The sequence below is a fragment of the Pseudomonas sp. Q1 genome (genome assembly GCF_009935975.1).
GTDB classification, from domain to species: domain Bacteria; phylum Pseudomonadota; class Gammaproteobacteria; order Pseudomonadales; family Pseudomonadaceae; genus Aquipseudomonas; species Aquipseudomonas palleroniana.
Window position 1 is genome coordinate 134,338 of record NZ_QODI01000014.1, and the last position, 15,890, is coordinate 150,227.

Below are 15,890 nucleotides of genomic sequence, written 5' to 3' on the forward strand. Positions count from 1 at the left end.
ACCTCGGCCGTTGGCAAAGGTTCGAATTAATTTGCATCGTTTTGGAGGTAAAACGGTTCAGCGATGGCTCTAACTCAAGGCTCTGCGGTGCTGGCCATTATTAAGCCACTAAGCGCTTCGCGAAGCTTGGGATCGGTTGGCAGGTGAATACCAAAGGTCTCTTGCAGCAGTGCCAGCAGTTCATCCGCACTGTCGATCACGCGCTTTTCGCTGGGCCCATCCAGGCTATGCACCGCATAGTGGGCATTGGCCAGGGTATAACGCTTACCCGGCGCCAACCGTGCCGCTTTCAACTGGCCGAGGAACACCGAGTCAGGGTGTGTAGAGACGTACCAGTTGCCGATTTCGTAGTCGATGGCGGCCTGCACTTGCAGGTCGAACACATACAAACCGCGCCACTCCCCGGCGACCAGCACCCACAGGGTGTAACTGCCCTGCCCGTCGAAGGTCAGCCGATAAGGTTCGTGGGCCGTGGCCTGCTGCGCTTGGGTGTCCAGTTGCAACGGGCTGCTGGGCACCATGCCGCCAAAGCCGACATCCGTGATATAGCGCACGCCCTCCAGAGTCACCAGGCTCAAGCGGTGGGTGCGCGCCGTGTGCGCATCCGCCGGACCACCCAGTACCACGCGGCCGGTGATGCCCCGTGCGTCGAAGCCGAGTTCCTGCAACAGCGCCAGGAACATCTGGTTCAGCTCATAGCAATACCCGCCGCGCCCATCCAACAGGATTTTTTGCTCGACACTGGGCAAGTCGATGGGCACCGGCCTGTGCAACAAGGTCGACAAGCTCTCGAAGGCAAAGGTGCACACGTGGCGCAATTGCAGCGCTTGCAGGGTTTCAAGGGTCGGCGGTGGGGGCGAAGCGTAGCCCAGGCGTTGCAGATAAAGCTGGCTGTGAGTCAGGCGGCTGTCAGTGGGGTGGGACATGGCGCGATCCTTGAGCGCGTGGCGAAGGCGTCACTATGCCGCGCCAGCCAACGGCTTGTCATTTTGAATGAACCTTTCTCGGCGCCAACCTATCCATCTATAACAAGACAGGGAGGCAACATGAGTACCGCGAAGATCTACACCATTCACTATCAACTGCACGGTCAACCGAAGTCGTTTGTAGTGCGTGCCGAAGTGATGAACAACGCTGAGGCCTGGCACTGGGCAGCGGTTGATGCCGACGTTGCGCACGTCAGTCGCGTGGGGCGCGTGGGGCATGAACAGGTGAAGAAAACCACCCGGCCCAAGGCGGAAAAATTCGGGATTACCGAGGTAACGTGGACAGCCCCCAAGTGAAAGAACAAGCCCCACCATAAAGGTGGGGCTTTTTTATAGATCAGACACAGGACAGACTGTTCAGCGCTCGACAAATGGCAGTGGTGCATCCGTATCACGGCGCACCGCGAACACATTCAGCGTCATCGCCACCAGCGCGTAGTAGCCAAAAACACCGACAAGCTCGACCACGGCCGGCTCTCCGAAAGCCGCTATCGCCTGTGCATAGAGCGCGTCATCGATACGCCGGGTTTCATAAAGCGTCTTGCCGAGGCGATAGACCAACGCCTCGTCCTCACGGGTAAAGGGCGGCGCTGCCTGCTGCTGTAACGCTTCGATGACGGCATCAGTGACACCGGCTGAGCGCGCAATGGGCTCATGAATCTGCCACTCGGCCTGGGACTGCCACCAGGCTGCCGTAAACAGGATCGCCAACTCGGTAAGGCGCAGTTCCAGTTGCGTGCCATAACGACAAAAGGCCCCCAGCCGCTGTGCATGGTTCGCCAGTTGCGGGCTGTGGATCCAGGCCAGGAAAGGCCCATCCAGATTGCCACGCGGCCCTGCCAGGATCTCCTTGAGCACAGCGCGCTGGGCATCGCTCATCGACGCTTCGGTCAACTCGCTTAGACGCGATTGAATAGCCATTGCGCGCTCCCCTCAGCGGTTCTTCAATGTGGTCGTCACCGCAACCAGCAGTTTGTCGGCGATCTCATCAAGGTGATGATCCTCAAGAATGAACGGCGGTGCCAGAAGGATATGATCGCCCCGCTGCCCGTCGATGGTTCCGCCCATGGGGTAGCACATCAAGCCTTCAGCCATGGCCGCCTGCTTGAGTTTGGCGTGCAGCTTGAGAGCCGGGTCGAAAGGCGCCTTGCTGTTGCGGTCGGCGACCAGTTCGATGCCCTGGAACAGCCCACGGCCGCGGATATCACCAATGTGCGGATGCTCGGCGAAACGATCCAGCAAACGCTCACGCAGGCCCTCCCCCAAGCGGTTGACTTGAGCGAGCAACCCACGCGACTCGATGGCTTTCTGTACCGCCAGCGCGGCGGCGCAGGCGGTGGCATGGCCGATATAGGTATGGCCGTGCTGAAAGAACCCAGAGCCCGAGGCGATCGCATCGCGGATTTTCCGGCTCACCAGCGTTGCGCCGATGGGCTGGTAACCGGCGCCCAGCCCTTTGGCGATGGTGATCAGATCCGCCGTAATGCCTTCCTGCTCTGCAGCAAACAAACTGCCGGTACGGCCCATGCCGCACATGACTTCATCCAGAATCAACAAGACGCCATGGCGGTCGCACACGTCTCGGATACGTTTGAAATAGCCCGGCACCGCAGTCACCGCGCCCAGCGTCGCGCCGACCACAGGCTCGGCGACAAACGCCATGACGTTTTCAGCCCCCAGACGCAGGATTTCCGCTTCCAGTTCGCCAGCCAGGCGCACGCCCAGCGCTTCGGCGGATTCACCGTCCTGTTGCTGGCGATAGGCATAGCATGGGCTGACATGACTGACGTCAATCAGCAGCGGTTCAAACTGCCTGCGCCGCCATTCATTACCACCGGTCGCCAGCGCACCCAGGGTATTGCCGTGATAGCTCTGGCGCCGTGCGATCAGGTGCTTGCGCTGGGGCTGGCCGATCTCGATGAAGTATTGGCGAGCGAGTTTCAGCGCCGCTTCTATCGCCTCCGAACCGCCTGAAACGAAGTACACCGAATCGATGCCCGCCGGGGCTCGTGCCACCAGGAAATCAGCCAGTTCCTCCATCACCTGCGTGGTAAAGAAGGAGGTGTGGGCGTAAGCCAACTGCCCCACCTGCCGACGCACCGCCTCGATCACGTCCGGGTCGCTGTGGCCCAGGCACGACACCGCAGCGCCACCACTGGCGTCCAGGTAACGACGTTGATTGGCGTCGATCAGGTAAGGCCCTTCGCCCTTGACTGCAATGGGGTAGCTTTGTGTAAGGCTGCGATGAAAGACGTGGCTCATGGATGCCGCTCCGGTTTTTTGCAAATAATAGATGCAGATTTTTTAAATGCAATTATTTTTTGCATAACCATTCAGTGCCTCACCGCTCAAATAAACCCGTAAAACCCAGACTTTTATGGCTTAAAACCTTTTTTCGTGGCGCGCCAGCCATGCAAAATATAGTTGCACGCAAAATAAATGCATGTATATTTTGCTAAAAAGCAAATGTGTCGTGCGCCTCCTCTTTCGGGTGGCTAGCCGGGCCTATAACAAAAAAGTGGAGTGAATTCCTGTGGATCACTCAAAAAATTGACTGCCGCTATCCCCATCGCCCCAGGCTAGCCTCGGGCTTGTTTCCCCCTGAAGAGAAAATACCCATGAAGCACTTTCTGAAGGTCTCACTGGCGGCACTGGCACTGGTCACCACCTCAAGCAGCTTCGCTGCGAGCAAGGAACTGCTGGTCGCGACCGACACCGCGTTCGTACCGTTCGAGTTCAAGCAAGGCAACGAATACGTGGGCTTCGACATCGACCTGTGGGCCGCCATTGCCAAAGAAATGGGCGTCAGCTACCAGCTCAAGCCCATGGACTTCAACGGCATCATCCCTGCCCTGCAAACCCATAATGTCGACGTAGCGCTCGCCGGGATCACGATCAAGGAAGAGCGCAAGCAAGCCATCGACTTCTCCGATGGTTACTACAACAGCGGTTTCCTGTTGATGGTCAAAAGCGACAACAACACCATCAAAGGTGAAGCGGATATCGCCGGCAAGACCCTGGCGGTAAAAAGCGGCACCTCGGCAGCGGACTACGCCAAAGCCAACCTGAAAGCCAGCGAACTGCGCCAGTTCCCCAATATCGATAACGCCTACCTGGAACTGCGCACCGGCCGCGTCGATGCCGCCATGCACGACACGCCTAACGTCCTGTACTACATCAAGACGGCAGGCGAAGGCCAGGTGAAGGCCGTCGGCCAACAGATGCTCGCGCAGCAGTACGGCATCGGTTTCCCCAAAGGCAGCGAGTTGCGCGAGCCGGTCAACGCGGCGCTGAAGAAGATTCGCGAGAACGGCACCTACGCGCAGATCTATCGCAAGTGGTTCGGCACCGATCCGCAATAACCCCCGTCCTTCCTCAATAGAGAATTCAGCATGCATTTCCAATGGAGCGCCATTTGGGATGCGCTGCCGGTCCTGCTCGACGGCGCCAAGCTGACCTTGTGGATTTCGATCCTGGGTCTGATCGGTGGCGCCGTCATCGGCGTAGGTGCGGGTTTTGCCCGTGCCTACGGTGGTTTTATCAGCAGCCGTGTTGCGCTTGTTTTCATCGAACTGATCCGCGGCACACCGATCATGGTGCAGGTCATGTTCATCTACTTTGCGCTACCAATGATGATTCCGGTGCGCATCGATCCATTCTCGGCCGCCGTCGTGACCATCATGTTCAACTCCGGCGCCTACATTGCCGAGATCACCCGCGGCGCGGTGTTGTCGATCAACCGAGGTTTCCGCGAAGCCGGGTTGGCGCTGGGCCTGTCCAGGCGCGATACGCTGCGCTATGTGATCGCCCCGCTGGCGTTCCGCCGGATGATCCCGGCGCTGGGCAACCAATGGATCGTCAGCATCAAGGACACGTCGCTGTTCATCGTGATCGGTGTCGCCGAATTGACCCGCCAGGGCCAGGAAGTGATCGCCGGCAATTTCCGCGCGATGGAAATCTGGTCTGCGGTCGCCGTTATCTATCTGATCATTACGTTGGTGCTGAGCTATGTACTGCGACGTATGGAATCGAGGCTGAAAATCCTATGATCGAGTTCAAAGGTGTGTCCAAGCACTTCGGCAGCACTCAGGTGCTGCACGACATCAACCTCAAGATCGCCAGCGGTGAAGTGGTCGTCATCATCGGCCCGTCGGGCTCGGGTAAATCCACCCTGCTGCGCTGCATCAACAAACTCGAAGAGATCACCGACGGCCAACTGATCGTCGATGGCCTGGAGGTCAACGACCCCAAGGTCGATGAGCGTCTGATCCGCCAGGAAGCCGGCATGGTGTTCCAGCAGTTTCACCTGTTCCCCCAGATGACGGCGCTGCAGAACGTCGCCTTCGGTCCGGTACGGGTACGCGGCGCCAGCCGCACGGAGGCCGAGCAACTGGCCGCCGAACTGCTGGCAAAAGTCGGTTTGGCCGAACGTGCCAATCACTTCCCCTCCGAGCTGTCCGGCGGCCAGCAGCAACGCGTCGCCATCGCACGGGCATTGGCGGTCAAGCCCAAGCTCATGCTGTTTGACGAACCGACATCCGCGCTGGATCCGGAATTGCGCCACGAAGTGCTGACCGTGATGAAATCGCTGGCCGATGAAGGCATGACCATGGTGATCGTCACCCACGAAGTGGATTTCGCACGCAAGGTTGCCACGCGCCTGATCTTCATCGACAAGGGCCGCATCGCTGAGGACGGCCCGCCCGCCGAGCTCATCGCCAACCCGCCAAGCCCGCGCCTGCGCGAGTTTCTGCAACATGTATCGTGAGGAGATGCAATGACACTGCCCTCTATTCATCTTGATGGAAGTGCCTATTCGATCGGCCGCGGGCTGGGGGTTTTCGGCCGCGACGCGGTGGCTACGCACTTGCGTCCCCTTGCCCTCTGGCAATACCTGGCGGCGCAGGCACACACCCCGGCGGCCTGGCAGATGCGCCAGCGGGTGCAAGACGAGTTCCCGCGTTACTGGCAGGAACTCGAAGGGCTGGCCGACGGCTTGCAGTTGCCGGTGGATGAGGTGTTCATGTGGAATTGCCGGGGCGACTACGTGCACCCCCACAGCGTGGATGGCTGCACGACCGTATTCGGCCCCACCCAAGGCGGTACGCTGATCGCCCATAACGAAGACGGCTTCCCGCAACTCAGAGGCCATTGCGCACTGCTGCATGCCACGCCGGATGCCGGCCTGGCGTTCACCAGCTTTGTTTACCCCGGCTCACTGCCCGGGCACACACTGGCGGTGAATGAGCGCGGGCTGGTGGCGACCGTCAACAATATCCGGCCCTTGCATATCCCCACCGGCATCCCACGCCAGATCCTGGGGCGCGCGACGCTGGACGCGAGCACCCTTGATGAGGCGATCTCGATCGTGACACGCACCGACCGCGCCGGCGCGTTTCACCACACGTTCGGCCAGGCGGGGAGCCTGCGGGTGGTCAGCGTGGAGGCGTGCGCCGGCGCGAGCCACGTGCGTGAAATCCAGGCGCCGGTCGGGCATTCCAACCATCTGGTTGCGCCAGCATTGAGTCAGGTGGCACAGCGCATCACCGACAGCTCCGGCGCCAGGCAACGCTGTATCAATATGCACCTGCTGCAATGGCCTGGCGCATTGCACGCGGAGGTTGCGCTGAGGCTGCTGCGTGACACCTCCGGTGGGCATCTGCCGGTGTACCGCAGTGCGGCGGATGATCCGGACGATGAGAACACCTTGGCAACCGGCGTTTTTCGGATCAGCGCCAACACTGTAGAGTGGCGCATTTATACGCAGCCTGACACCGACCAAGCCGCTGCCGAAGGCGTGGTTCACCTGGGTGCGTAGCCACTCATTGACATGGATCCTGTGATGAATAATGCCCTGACAGCCCTTCCCGACACGCTGGACGGCCTCAAGCAATTGCTCGCGGCTATCGAACGGCGCGACGTCGATATCGCGCTGGGCAGCAGTTCCAGGCGGGTGTTGATGGCGCTGATCGAGTCCCCGCAACGCACGGCGGTGTCCTCGATCAGTGAGCTGGCGGAGCAACTGGACGTCAATGCCTCGACACTCTCGAGGCTGGCGCAACGCCTGGGCTACGGTGGCTTCAGCAAGTTGCAGGATGTGTTTCGGCGGGAAATTACCGAGGGCAAGCACTTCTACAGCGACCAGGCCTCACGGCTGGTGGTCAATCATGAAGACAAGGACATCCTCAACCAACTGACCCGCCTGGGCCGTCAGGAAAGCGCCAACATCGCCAGCATGATCGAACAGGTCGATCCCGAGGTGTTCGTACAGACCGTAGAACTGCTGGCCGAGGCGCGCCGAGTGCGGATTCATGGCATGCGGCAGTTCAATTCACTGGCGCTGTTCATGTCGTATGGCCTGGGCATGCTGCGCCCGGATGTGTCGGCCCTCGACTCCAGCCGCCAAGGCGTGGCGGATGCCCTGGCACAACTGGACATGGGGGACGTGTTGGTGGTCGCCAGTTGCTTCCCCTACACCCCCAGTGTGCTGGCCACCGCCGAGATTGCAGCGCGCCATGGGATCAAAGTCATTGCGCTGACCGACTCCGCCAGTTCGCCACTGGCCAAAGTGGCGCTGCACAGTTTCTATGTGCCCAATCACAGCCTGTTTTTCAGTAACAGCATGTGCGCCTTCATGTTGCTCGCCCAGGGCTTGTTGAGCGCGGTGGCGAGCAAGCTCGGCGATCGGTCTATCTCGGCGTTGAAGTACCGCGAGACACTGATCGATGAACTCAACGCCTCGCTGTGAGGACCGCGCTCAACTACCTGTTCAAGGCTTCCTGTTCAAGGCTTCAGGTCGCCCAACGGGTCATAGGGCGGCTTGTTTTCATCCTGGTCTTTCTTGTCCTTATCCAACGGGGCGATAGCCGGACCGACAGGGTCTACCTGCGGGTCCGCCACGTCCGGCGAATCCGGGTCAAACCCCAACTCATCCTTGCCGCTGGCGTGCTCGCTCGAACGCGGGCCTTTGGGCGTGTCATTCACGGCAATCTCCTTGCTCAGAGCGGGCGGGCTTCGTCGTGGAGGTTGTCGAGGTCGTGCTCGACCCGTTCCACATCGTTGTCCTGACGCTCCGCCGGGTCGTTGGGACGCAACGCATCGTTGTCGCGCTCCTCTTCACCGGGTGTGCGGTCAGGGTTCGGGGTGCCGGGCGGTGGCTGTTTGTATTCGGGCATGATGGTTCACCTCAAAGGGTCTACACAGGGTTAGAGAAACCGCCGTGCGCCATCGTTCAACTTTTTGCCCGCCAGCAGAACACCGCGCTCAGCGCAATCGCCGCGCCGGCCAGGCCGAACACCCAGGGCGCCGCAGCCACCGGCAGCAACAGGCCCGCCAGCAACGGCCCCAGGCCCGCGCCGATATCCCGCCATACCGCGTTGGAGGCCAGTGCCGACACGCGCATCGAGCCCGGGTTGCGCTCCGCGACCAGGGTGGTCACCAACGGCAGTTGCAGTGCGCGCAGCACCAACACCGCCGCCGCGCCGATGATCACCCAGTAACTGCCGAACGCCGCCAGGGCCAAGGCGCTCAGGAACGAAAACAGCAGCAACATCGAAGTGGCCCCGAAGCGTTGCGCCGCACGACCGCCGAGCGGGCTGAGGAGCATCTCCGAGGCATACCGCAGGGCCATCAGGCCACCGGCGATCAGCACTGCATCGCCCCCCAGCAGCTTCTGCGCCTGGATCGACAGGCCAAAGATAAAGAGTCCGTCCAGCGCCACGCCTTCGATAAACGACCAGGTCGCCACGCTGTCGGGCCATTTGAAACGGCGCCCCGCACTGTGCAAGTCGTGGCCGACCCTGGGCAGGCCATGCGCCGCCCACACCCCCAACAAGCAGCTGCCGGCCAGAATCAGAAAGATCGGCCGTGGCCCGGCCCATAAGGTCAGCCAGCCGCCCAGGGGCAAGGCCAGCATTGGCCCGAGCGCGATCATCGCCCGTGAGCGCCCGGCCCGGCGTGCCGCGCCGGCAGGCTCCGAAGTCGCCAGCACCTGGGTGGAGAGGTTCAACGCGGCAAAGCACAGGCCCCAGATCAGCCGCAACCCCAGCAACGCAGCGAAACCCGAGAGCATCGAGTTGCCCACGGCGCAGACGGTCGCCGCCCCCGCCGCGATCATGCAGGTCAACCGATCGCCATGGCGTGCGTAGAAGTTCAGCACATGGCGATAGCCGAAAATCCGCACCAGCCGGTTAGCCGCCAGCAGCACGCCGGCCTGGGCCAGGGTGATGCCAAAGGCCTGGGACTCCATGGGCAGCAGCAGGTAGAGCAGCACATCGCTGGGCAGGCATAACGCGAGGGTCAGCGCGGCGCGGCGGGAGGACACATCAGCAGTGCGTTGAGCCTGGACCGACATAATGCTGAAACATTCCGAAATATTCAGGTCGCCACGGTAGCCTTCCCGACCGGCGTTTTACAACGATTTATCCGACCTTTTTGTCATAGGGCAACAGACGCAAGCCACTGGCCACGGCGCCGACCAAGGCAAACGCGCAACCCAGCCATAGCGCGTACTCAGGACCACTGCCCACAGACAGATGGAAACAGAACGCCACCAGCGACGCCCCCAGCGTCTGCCCTAATAAGCGCGAGATCGCCACGATGCCGCTGGCGCCGCCGCTGCGGGCCAAGGGGGCACTGGTCATGATTGCCTTGAGGTTGGGCGACTGGAAAAAGCCGAACCCGGCCCCGCACAGCGCCATGCGCCAGCCAATCTCAAAGGCCGATGCGCCGCTGCCCAGCGTGGCCAACGTCGCCATGCCCACACTGAGCATCAACAGCCCGATGCCGCACAACACCGCCAGCGACACTCGATCCGCGAGGCGCCCCGCCACCAGCGCCATCACCGCGACGACCGCCGGCCACGGCGTCATCAAAAACCCGGTTTCCACCTGGCTATGCCCCAGCACCGCCTGCAACAGGAACGGCAGCGACACAAAGGCCAGCCCCTGGGCACTGAACGCACAGATGGCCGTGAGGGACGACAGCGCAAACACCGGGCGCTTGAACAGGTCCACCGCCAGCATCGGAGCCGGGTGACCGACCTCGCGGCGCAGCAGCCAGGCACCGCAACCCAGCGCCAAGGCCAGCAGGCCCAGGGTCAATGCGCCCTGGGCGCCGTGTACGGCGGTGCCCAGCCCCAACACCAGCAAGGCGAACAGACCGGCACACAACAGCGCGGCAAGACGGTCGAAGGCATGCCCGGTCAACGGCAGTACCGGCAGCGCGCGCAACCCCAGGCCCAGTGCCAACAGCCCCAAGGGTACGTTGATCAGGTACAGCCAATGCCAGGTCGCCACCGACAGAATCGCCGACGCCGCGGTCGGCCCAAGGGTAAACGCCAGCCCCACCACCAGCGAGTTGTAGCCCAGCCCGCGCCCAAGCATTTTTGACGGGTAGATATGCCGCAGCAACGCGGTATTCACGCTCATCAGCGCCGCCGCACCGAGCCCTTGCGCCACGCGTGCGGCGGTCAGGGTCAATAGCGAACCGGCCAGCCCACACAATAGCGACGAGACAATGAACAGCAACAAGCCGCCCAGATAGACCCGCCGGTGCCCGAGCACATCGCTCAATGATGCAAAGGGCAGCACCGTGGCGATGATCGCCAACTGGTAAGCGTTGACCACCCAGATCACCGAGGCCGAATCGGTGCCGATACCCTCGGCCAGCGTCGGCAACGCGGTGTTGACGATGGCCGTGTCGAGGGTTGCCATGCCGATCCCCAGAGACAGGGCAATCACCGCCGGCCAGCGTTTATGGGAGGGCAACCCATCGGCAACAGAAGACATGAACACTTCCCGCAGGAGACAAAGGCCTCTAGGTTACGGGCAGCGGGGATTTTTTTCAGTGGCCGATCACCTGGCTGTCAATATTTTCATGTTCGCCAGTGTCCGGTCTTCGCCATCAGCCCCACCGCCTCGGCAAAACCGGGCTGGGGCGCGGTGTTCAAGGTGACCAGCCCGACACAGCGACTCGGCTTCAATAGCGCAGCATGCGAAGCCACCCGTGCGCCCAATTCCACACCCGCCAGTACCGCCTCGGGGATATGCAGTGCATTCATCAGTTCCAGCACATCCTGGCCAAGCGCTGCGTCGTGCGCATCGCGCAAGTACGGCACAATCACCCGAAACCCTTGGGCGGCCAGAGCGGGTATCACTGCGGCAAAGGCATTGGCATCGGCTGCCAGCAGGATGATCGCACGGCCCTCCTCCGGCCCGGCCTGTTCATAGCGAATGTCCTGCTCATCGGTGCTGACCTGTTGCACGGCAAACGCCGGCGCGGACAAGGTGACTGCCGCCAGCAGCAGAAAATCACGACGATCAAACATGGCCCACCTCCACAATCAATTCACTGCCCAGCCACCCGGCCAGGTACTCACCGGCCTGCATCACACCGGCCTCTTCCCCCAGGCGCTCGACCAGGCACTCACATAACCCGGCAAAACTGCCGTCGCCCTGCACCTGCAACAATGCGTGCAGTTCCAGCGCATCCACCTGGCGCAGGCGCGAGGTGAACTGCCGCCGCCACACCAGCACGCCGCCCGGGACATCAAGCATGACCGCTTCGGGGGCCGCGGCCTCTTGCCACAAGGCTGACCAGATCGCCTCGGCATTGGTGGTCAAGGCATGGCAACGCAGCGACGGCGTCAACCGCAGATGGGCCGTGTCCCAGTCCACCCCGGCCAGCGCCTCCAGCGGCACGGGTTGAGCATCGGCGGCCACAAAGGCTTCGCTCAGGGCCGACTCGATCCAGGCCAGTTCGTGCACATCGGGATTGTGTGCAAACGTGCTTTTCAAGCTGTGATAGAAGCCCTCGGGGTAGGCATCCAGGGTCCAGGCGTGGGGTGGCTGCTGGTCGATGTAAGTCATGCTGGCCGCCAGGAACGCCGTCTCACCCAGCCAACGGCGCAGGTTGGGAAACGCCTGCTCCAGGCACCCCACCAACTGTGCACGGTAGTTGTTCTGGTACACCGCAAGTCCGGCGTGGTGATTACCCAGCCGTCGAGCGGACTCATCCGACGCGCTCACCAGCCAGGTCCGAAAGGTTTGCTGCCACTCGGCCAGGTTCATGGCTGCGCTCCCAGCGTGCGGGCCATCGACAACTCCCGCAGTAACTCGGCCAATGGCGGAATCTCATCGTCACGCTCGATCATGGTCGCCACCGGGCCCAGTTTGGCCATGGCCTTGGCATACAGCGCCCACACCCCGTCACACACCGGGCTGTCGTGGCTGTCGATCAACAATTCGCGGCCCTGGCTATGCCCGGCCAAGTGCACCTGGCGTACCCGTTCGGCGGGGATGCCGTCGAGGAACGCGTCGGCATCAAAGCCGTGGTTGCTGGCGCTGACAAACACATTGTTGATGTCCAGCAGCAACTCACAACCCGTGCGCTTGGTCATGGCGTCGATAAATGCCCACTCGCTCATGACGGCGCCATCAAAGGCCAGGTAACTCGACGGGTTTTCGAACAGCAGCGTACGGCCCAACGCCTCCTGGGCCTGATCGATATTGGCGCACACCCGGTCCAGCGCCTCTTCGGTGTAGGGCACCGGCAATAAATCGTGGGCATTGAAGTGACCGCTGCGTGACCAGCTCAGATGGTCGGAGACAAACAGCGGCTCGATCTCATCGACCAGCGACCTGAGGCGCCGCAGGTAGTGGGCGTCGAGCCCTTCGGCGGTGCCGATCGACATCGACACCCCATGCAGCGCCACCGGGTGCCGCTCGCGGACCTGGCGCAAAATATGCCGGGGCTGGCCGCCCGCGACCATGAAGTTTTCGGAGATCACTTCGACAAAGTCCACGGGCACCGAAGTTTCCAGAAAGTCGCTGTAATGCTCCTTGCGCAGCCCCAGGCCGTAGCCGGAAAAGTGAGGATTAGGTGTCGGCATGGCGGATCCCCGCAAAAAAAAGTGGCGAGCCCGCGCAGGGCTCGCCGAGTGGATTACTTCGGTTCAGTCAAGGTGCCGCCAGCCTTGAGGCATTCAGACGGCGTCTTGACGATCACGCCTTCGCCTTTGCAGCTGTTGAGGCCTTTGCAGTCGTTCTTGGCGGTCGCGCACAGGCTGGTGCCCTTGCAGGTGTTGACGCCGTAGCAGCGGCCGGGCTTTTCCTGCGCGTCGGCGGCGCTGGCGGCGGTGGCGAATGAAGCGGAGGCCATGGCGATCAGTGCGGCGGCGGCAGCCAGGCTCAAGCGGGATTTGAGTGCAGTGTTCATAGGTGTTTCTCCAGGGTGTCGTGGGTTATTGGATAACGGATGCAGCGTCTTCGATGACCTTCGCCACAGCCTCGGGCTGGGAGATGTACACCGCGTGGCTGGCTTTGATTTCGGTGACCTTGGAACCGGCGCGCTGGTACATCCAACGTTGCAGGTCGGGGCTCAGGGCGCGGTCTTCGGTGGACACCACCGCGTAAGTCGGCTTCTTGTGCCAAGCCGCAGCCCACACCGTGCCGCCAAACAGTGCGGTGGTGGCCGGCACTTGGGAGGCGGCCATGAAATCAGTGCGGTTGGTGCTCAGGTCGGCGGCAAAGTCCGCGTTGAACTTGGCGCGGTCAAAGAACAGATGACCGTCGCGCTTCTGTTGGATGTCATCGCTGGGCGCCGGCATGGAGCCGATCAACTGGGCCATGTTCTCACCCACCTCCGGCTGCAATGCCGAGACGTAGACCAGTGCCTTGACCTTGTCGCGGTCACCGGCAATCGAGATCACCCCACCCGCGGAACTGTGGCCCACCAGCACCACCGGGCCGACCTGCTGCTCCAGCACTTCACGGGCTTCGGCCACATCGGCCGCGAGGTTTTCGTGGCCCTGATGCACTACCGTGACCTTGTAGCCCTTGTGAATCAGGATGTCGTGCACCACCCGCCAACCGGAACCGTCAACAAATGATCCGGGCACGATCACCACGTTCTTACCGGTGCCGGGCTGTGGAGGCTGTGGGGCCTGCGCCGCCTGGGCCAGCATGGGAACGGTCAAGGCCATGGCAATGGCCAGAGAAGAAAGCATACGCATGGGAAAGCTCCATTCAGGTTGTAGAAAGTCAGCCACGTCTAGCCGCCAGCAGGCGGTCCAGCGACCAGGCTCCACCGCCATACGCCAGCAGCGGCAGCAACAGGCCCGCCCAGGTCAGGTGCACCGGCCAGGCATCGGGGTACACGAACACCTCGATCACCAGGGTCATGCCCAACAGTGCGGCAGCAGCCGGACGGGTCAGCAGGCCCAACACCAACAACAGCGGGAACAGGTGCTCGGCGTAGGTCGCCAGGTGCGCGGCCCAGTCCGGCGGGATCAGCGGCAAGGCGTATTCCGAGCGAAACAGCGTGTAGGTCGACGGCTTGAGTTCAAGCACACCGGTGACCTTGGTACGCCCCGACAGGAAGAACACCGCCGCGATGCCCACACGGGCCACCAGCAACAGCAGGGCCTGGGGCAGCAGGCGCTGGATCACCACCGCCGGGGCCGCTCGGCTCATGGTTGCTCCGTGAGGCTGCCGTAGCCTTTGGGGGTCTTGATCTGGGTGCAGGTACCTTTGTCCACCAGCACCCAGGCGTTGCCCTGGTAGTCGGTGGTGGCGGTGCCGGCACATGAGGTGCCTTTGCCTGCGGCGCAATCGTTGGCACCCGCGAGGGCCACGCCGAAGCATTTCTCTTGGGGCTTGGGCTCATCGGCATGGGCCACGGCCGCGAAGGCACTGAGGGACAGGGCGAGGGTTGCCGCAAGGGCTGTGTAAGAACGCTTCATGGGTGAATCTCCTGGCTTGGCTGAGTGTGGCCAGGGCGCCTTGGGGTCGATGACCGCCTGCGCCAGCTGGTGAACAGAGTTAAAGCCAGGCGTGTATCCGCTCTGTGTCGCGAACGCGATAGAACGTCATGCCGGTGTATCAGGAGGGTGCTCAGATACAGCGTGATACACAGCCACAAAAAAAAGCGCCCTGACCGTTCGGGTCAGGGCGCTTTTCAGGCAGCGGTTCGCGCAGTCGATCAGCGTGCCAGCGCGCTCAGGTCCAGACGCCCCTCCTGGATCGGCGGGCACCAGTAGTAACCGCCGGTCAACGGCGTGCTGATGCGGTACAGCCCATCGACAATTCCATCTTCCAGGCCGCTCATGCGCCGCAGTTGCGCCTCGAACGCGTCGAAGGAGTGGCCAAACGCGAGGAACATCAACCCGGCCTGGCCGTTCTCGGCCCATGGCATCGAGCGGCGTACCACGAAGGCTTCCGGGGTGAAGCTTTCCTGCGCGGTGCGCTTGGTGTGGGCGGACGCGGGGGCATCGTCCAGCTCTTCGTTGTCGCCATGCCGGCGACCGATGATGTGGTCGCGCTCCAGGGCCGGCAAGGCGGCGAAGCCGTCGAGGTCGTGTTGCCATTGCTGGAGGGCGGCGAAGCTGGCGCCGCTGTCGGTCAGTGCGGCTTCGACCGCAGCGTCATCGTGGGGGTTTTCGGTGCCGTCTTCATAATCGGTGAGGTCGAAGCCGGTCTTGTAGCGGAACCCTTCGGTCATCTGCACCAGGCGAAAGGCCGGGGCCAGGGCTTTTTCGAAGGCGCGGCTGCGTAACAGCAACTCCCCCCGATCCACGCCATGCAACCATACCCACAGCGCCTGTTGAGTCGAGGGGTTGTGTGCGCCCGGGCCGCTGACGGCGGGGAATGCACGCAGCCCGTCGATATGCGCGCCCAATGCCGCGACCAGCGGTTCACCCAAGCCGACCACCGCCGCCGAATCGGCCAATTGCACCAGTGCGTCCAGTGCGGCCGGTACGGCGCCCAGGGAGTCCACGGCAAAAAACAGATGGCGTGCCTGCAATGGCACCGGTGCGGCAAGAATGCCCGGCTGGTACTGACTCATGTGAACTCCTTCCAGAAAGTCGCGCAGTTTAACCGCCGCGCACTGCCATGCGTACAAGAA

At 62.3% G+C, this 15,890-nt stretch carries 21 protein-coding genes; 6 read left to right on the forward strand and 15 right to left on the reverse strand.

The window, feature by feature from the left end; genetic code table 11:
* Positions 1-74: 74 nt before the first annotated feature.
* Entirely contained in the window at positions 75-926 is an 852-nt protein-coding gene (locus tag DK870_RS21890) for an arylamine N-acetyltransferase (protein ID WP_161549663.1), read from the reverse strand.
* A 120-nt stretch (positions 927-1,046) separates the two neighbouring features.
* On the opposite strand from DK870_RS21890, the gene DK870_RS21895 reads away from it, so the two are divergent.
* Positions 1,047-1,283: a DUF6555 family protein gene (locus DK870_RS21895; protein ID WP_060755676.1), complete on the forward strand. Its 237-nt coding sequence runs from the start codon at positions 1,047-1,049 to the stop codon at positions 1,281-1,283.
* 60 nt (positions 1,284-1,343) lie between these two features.
* On the opposite strand, the gene DK870_RS21900 is transcribed toward DK870_RS21895, so the two are convergent.
* Positions 1,344-1,907: a carboxymuconolactone decarboxylase family protein gene (locus DK870_RS21900; RefSeq protein ID WP_104994148.1), complete on the reverse strand. Its 564-nt coding sequence runs from the start codon at positions 1,905-1,907 to the stop codon at positions 1,344-1,346.
* A 12-nt stretch (positions 1,908-1,919) separates the two neighbouring features.
* Entirely contained in the window at positions 1,920-3,248 is a 1,329-nt protein-coding gene (locus DK870_RS21905) for an aspartate aminotransferase family protein (RefSeq protein ID WP_060755678.1), read from the reverse strand.
* Between the two features lie 356 nt (positions 3,249-3,604).
* Here DK870_RS21905 and glnH point away from each other — a divergent pair, with 356 nt between their 5' ends.
* The 5 genes from glnH to DK870_RS21930 are packed head-to-tail and all read left to right on the forward strand — an operon-like array spanning position 3,605 to position 7,734.
* Positions 3,605-4,348, forward strand: a complete 744-nt coding sequence (gene glnH, locus DK870_RS21910; protein WP_060755679.1) for a glutamine ABC transporter substrate-binding protein GlnH — start codon at positions 3,605-3,607, stop codon at positions 4,346-4,348.
* A gap of 30 nt (positions 4,349-4,378) precedes the next feature.
* The gene (gene glnP / locus DK870_RS21915) at positions 4,379-5,035 is read left to right on the forward strand and encodes a glutamine ABC transporter permease GlnP (protein ID WP_060755680.1); all 657 of its coding nucleotides are present in this window, start codon (positions 4,379-4,381) and stop codon (positions 5,033-5,035) included.
* Positions 5,032-5,754, forward strand: coding sequence for a glutamine ABC transporter ATP-binding protein GlnQ (gene glnQ, locus DK870_RS21920; protein WP_060755681.1), 723 nt, complete (start codon positions 5,032-5,034; stop codon positions 5,752-5,754). The genes glnP and glnQ overlap by 4 nt, the downstream gene beginning before the upstream one ends.
* A 9-nt stretch (positions 5,755-5,763) precedes the next feature.
* Entirely contained in the window at positions 5,764-6,804 is a 1,041-nt protein-coding gene (locus tag DK870_RS21925) for a C45 family peptidase (RefSeq protein WP_161549664.1), read from the forward strand.
* A 24-nt stretch (positions 6,805-6,828) separates the two neighbouring features.
* Positions 6,829-7,734, forward strand: a complete 906-nt coding sequence (locus DK870_RS21930) for a MurR/RpiR family transcriptional regulator (protein ID WP_161549665.1) — start codon at positions 6,829-6,831, stop codon at positions 7,732-7,734.
* A gap of 35 nt (positions 7,735-7,769) precedes the next feature.
* Here DK870_RS21930 and DK870_RS21935 read toward each other — a convergent pair whose 3' ends face one another.
* The 12 genes from DK870_RS21935 to DK870_RS21985 form a co-directional block, all read right to left on the reverse strand.
* Positions 7,770-7,970 carry a DUF6021 family protein gene (locus DK870_RS21935; RefSeq protein WP_090370237.1) on the reverse strand — a complete coding sequence of 67 codons (201 nt, stop codon included), beginning with the start codon at positions 7,968-7,970 and terminating at the stop codon, positions 7,770-7,772.
* Positions 7,971-7,984: 14 nt separating this feature from the next.
* Complete coding sequence (locus DK870_RS29435; RefSeq protein ID WP_178126897.1) at positions 7,985-8,161, reverse strand: hypothetical protein; 177 nt, start codon at positions 8,159-8,161, stop codon at positions 7,985-7,987.
* A 56-nt stretch (positions 8,162-8,217) separates the two neighbouring features.
* Complete coding sequence (locus DK870_RS21940) at positions 8,218-9,339, reverse strand: MFS transporter (protein WP_161549666.1); 1,122 nt, start codon at positions 9,337-9,339, stop codon at positions 8,218-8,220.
* 67 nt (positions 9,340-9,406) lie between these two features.
* The gene (locus DK870_RS21945) at positions 9,407-10,774 is read right to left on the reverse strand and encodes an MFS transporter (protein WP_161549667.1); all 1,368 of its coding nucleotides are present in this window, start codon (positions 10,772-10,774) and stop codon (positions 9,407-9,409) included.
* An 86-nt stretch (positions 10,775-10,860) separates the two neighbouring features.
* Positions 10,861-11,313, reverse strand: coding sequence for an alpha/beta fold hydrolase (locus DK870_RS21950; protein WP_161549668.1), 453 nt, complete (start codon positions 11,311-11,313; stop codon positions 10,861-10,863).
* A complete protein-coding gene (locus DK870_RS21955; RefSeq protein ID WP_161549669.1) occupies positions 11,306-12,055 on the reverse strand; it encodes a DNA-binding domain-containing protein in 750 nt (249 codons plus the stop codon). The genes DK870_RS21950 and DK870_RS21955 overlap by 8 nt, the downstream gene beginning before the upstream one ends.
* Entirely contained in the window at positions 12,052-12,876 is an 825-nt protein-coding gene (locus DK870_RS21960; RefSeq protein WP_161549670.1) for a DUF692 domain-containing protein, read from the reverse strand. Before DK870_RS21960 ends, DK870_RS21955 begins: the two co-directional genes overlap by 4 nt.
* 53 nt (positions 12,877-12,929) lie before the next feature.
* Entirely contained in the window at positions 12,930-13,202 is a 273-nt protein-coding gene (locus DK870_RS21965) for a hypothetical protein (RefSeq protein ID WP_060755690.1), read from the reverse strand.
* Between the two features lie 25 nt (positions 13,203-13,227).
* Positions 13,228-13,998 carry an alpha/beta fold hydrolase gene (locus tag DK870_RS21970; protein WP_060755691.1) on the reverse strand — a complete coding sequence of 257 codons (771 nt, stop codon included), beginning with the start codon at positions 13,996-13,998 and terminating at the stop codon, positions 13,228-13,230.
* 28 nt (positions 13,999-14,026) lie between these two features.
* On the reverse strand, positions 14,027-14,458 hold the full coding sequence (locus DK870_RS21975; protein ID WP_060755692.1) for a DoxX family protein: 432 nt from the start codon (positions 14,456-14,458) through the stop codon (positions 14,027-14,029).
* Positions 14,455-14,727, reverse strand: coding sequence for a DUF2282 domain-containing protein (locus tag DK870_RS21980; protein ID WP_161549671.1), 273 nt, complete (start codon positions 14,725-14,727; stop codon positions 14,455-14,457). The genes DK870_RS21975 and DK870_RS21980 overlap by 4 nt, the downstream gene beginning before the upstream one ends.
* Before the next feature lie 239 nt (positions 14,728-14,966).
* Positions 14,967-15,830 (reverse strand): Dyp-type peroxidase, encoded by an 864-nt coding sequence (locus DK870_RS21985; protein ID WP_104994151.1) that lies wholly within the window; start codon positions 15,828-15,830, stop codon positions 14,967-14,969.
* Between the last annotated feature and the right edge of the window lie 60 nt (positions 15,831-15,890).

Bases quoted from the DNA above. Each gene is read 5' to 3' on its own strand.
- DK870_RS21890 (WP_161549663.1), bottom strand. From the start codon at position 926: ATGTCCCACCCCACTGACAGCCGCCTGACTCACAGCCAGCTTTATCTG.
- DK870_RS21895 (WP_060755676.1), top strand. From the start codon at position 1,047: ATGAGTACCGCGAAGATCTACACCATTCACTATCAACTGCACGGTCAA.
- DK870_RS21900 (WP_104994148.1), bottom strand. From the start codon at position 1,907: ATGGCTATTCAATCGCGTCTAAGCGAGTTGACCGAAGCGTCGATGAGC.
- DK870_RS21905 (WP_060755678.1), bottom strand. From the start codon at position 3,248: ATGAGCCACGTCTTTCATCGCAGCCTTACACAAAGCTACCCCATTGCA.
- glnH (WP_060755679.1), top strand. From the start codon at position 3,605: ATGAAGCACTTTCTGAAGGTCTCACTGGCGGCACTGGCACTGGTCACC.
- glnP (WP_060755680.1), top strand. From the start codon at position 4,379: ATGCATTTCCAATGGAGCGCCATTTGGGATGCGCTGCCGGTCCTGCTC.
- glnQ (WP_060755681.1), top strand. From the start codon at position 5,032: ATGATCGAGTTCAAAGGTGTGTCCAAGCACTTCGGCAGCACTCAGGTG.
- DK870_RS21925 (WP_161549664.1), top strand. From the start codon at position 5,764: ATGACACTGCCCTCTATTCATCTTGATGGAAGTGCCTATTCGATCGGC.
- DK870_RS21930 (WP_161549665.1), top strand. From the start codon at position 6,829: ATGAATAATGCCCTGACAGCCCTTCCCGACACGCTGGACGGCCTCAAG.
- DK870_RS29435 (WP_178126897.1), bottom strand. From the start codon at position 8,161: ATGCCCGAATACAAACAGCCACCGCCCGGCACCCCGAACCCTGACCGC.
- DK870_RS21940 (WP_161549666.1), bottom strand. From the start codon at position 9,339: ATGTCGGTCCAGGCTCAACGCACTGCTGATGTGTCCTCCCGCCGCGCC.
- DK870_RS21945 (WP_161549667.1), bottom strand. From the start codon at position 10,774: ATGTCTTCTGTTGCCGATGGGTTGCCCTCCCATAAACGCTGGCCGGCG.
- DK870_RS21950 (WP_161549668.1), bottom strand. From the start codon at position 11,313: ATGTTTGATCGTCGTGATTTTCTGCTGCTGGCGGCAGTCACCTTGTCC.
- DK870_RS21955 (WP_161549669.1), bottom strand. From the start codon at position 12,055: ATGAACCTGGCCGAGTGGCAGCAAACCTTTCGGACCTGGCTGGTGAGC.
- DK870_RS21960 (WP_161549670.1), bottom strand. From the start codon at position 12,876: ATGCCGACACCTAATCCTCACTTTTCCGGCTACGGCCTGGGGCTGCGC.
- DK870_RS21965 (WP_060755690.1), bottom strand. From the start codon at position 13,202: ATGAACACTGCACTCAAATCCCGCTTGAGCCTGGCTGCCGCCGCCGCA.
- DK870_RS21970 (WP_060755691.1), bottom strand. From the start codon at position 13,998: ATGCGTATGCTTTCTTCTCTGGCCATTGCCATGGCCTTGACCGTTCCC.
- DK870_RS21975 (WP_060755692.1), bottom strand. From the start codon at position 14,458: ATGAGCCGAGCGGCCCCGGCGGTGGTGATCCAGCGCCTGCTGCCCCAG.
- DK870_RS21980 (WP_161549671.1), bottom strand. From the start codon at position 14,727: ATGAAGCGTTCTTACACAGCCCTTGCGGCAACCCTCGCCCTGTCCCTC.
- DK870_RS21985 (WP_104994151.1), bottom strand. From the start codon at position 15,830: ATGAGTCAGTACCAGCCGGGCATTCTTGCCGCACCGGTGCCATTGCAG.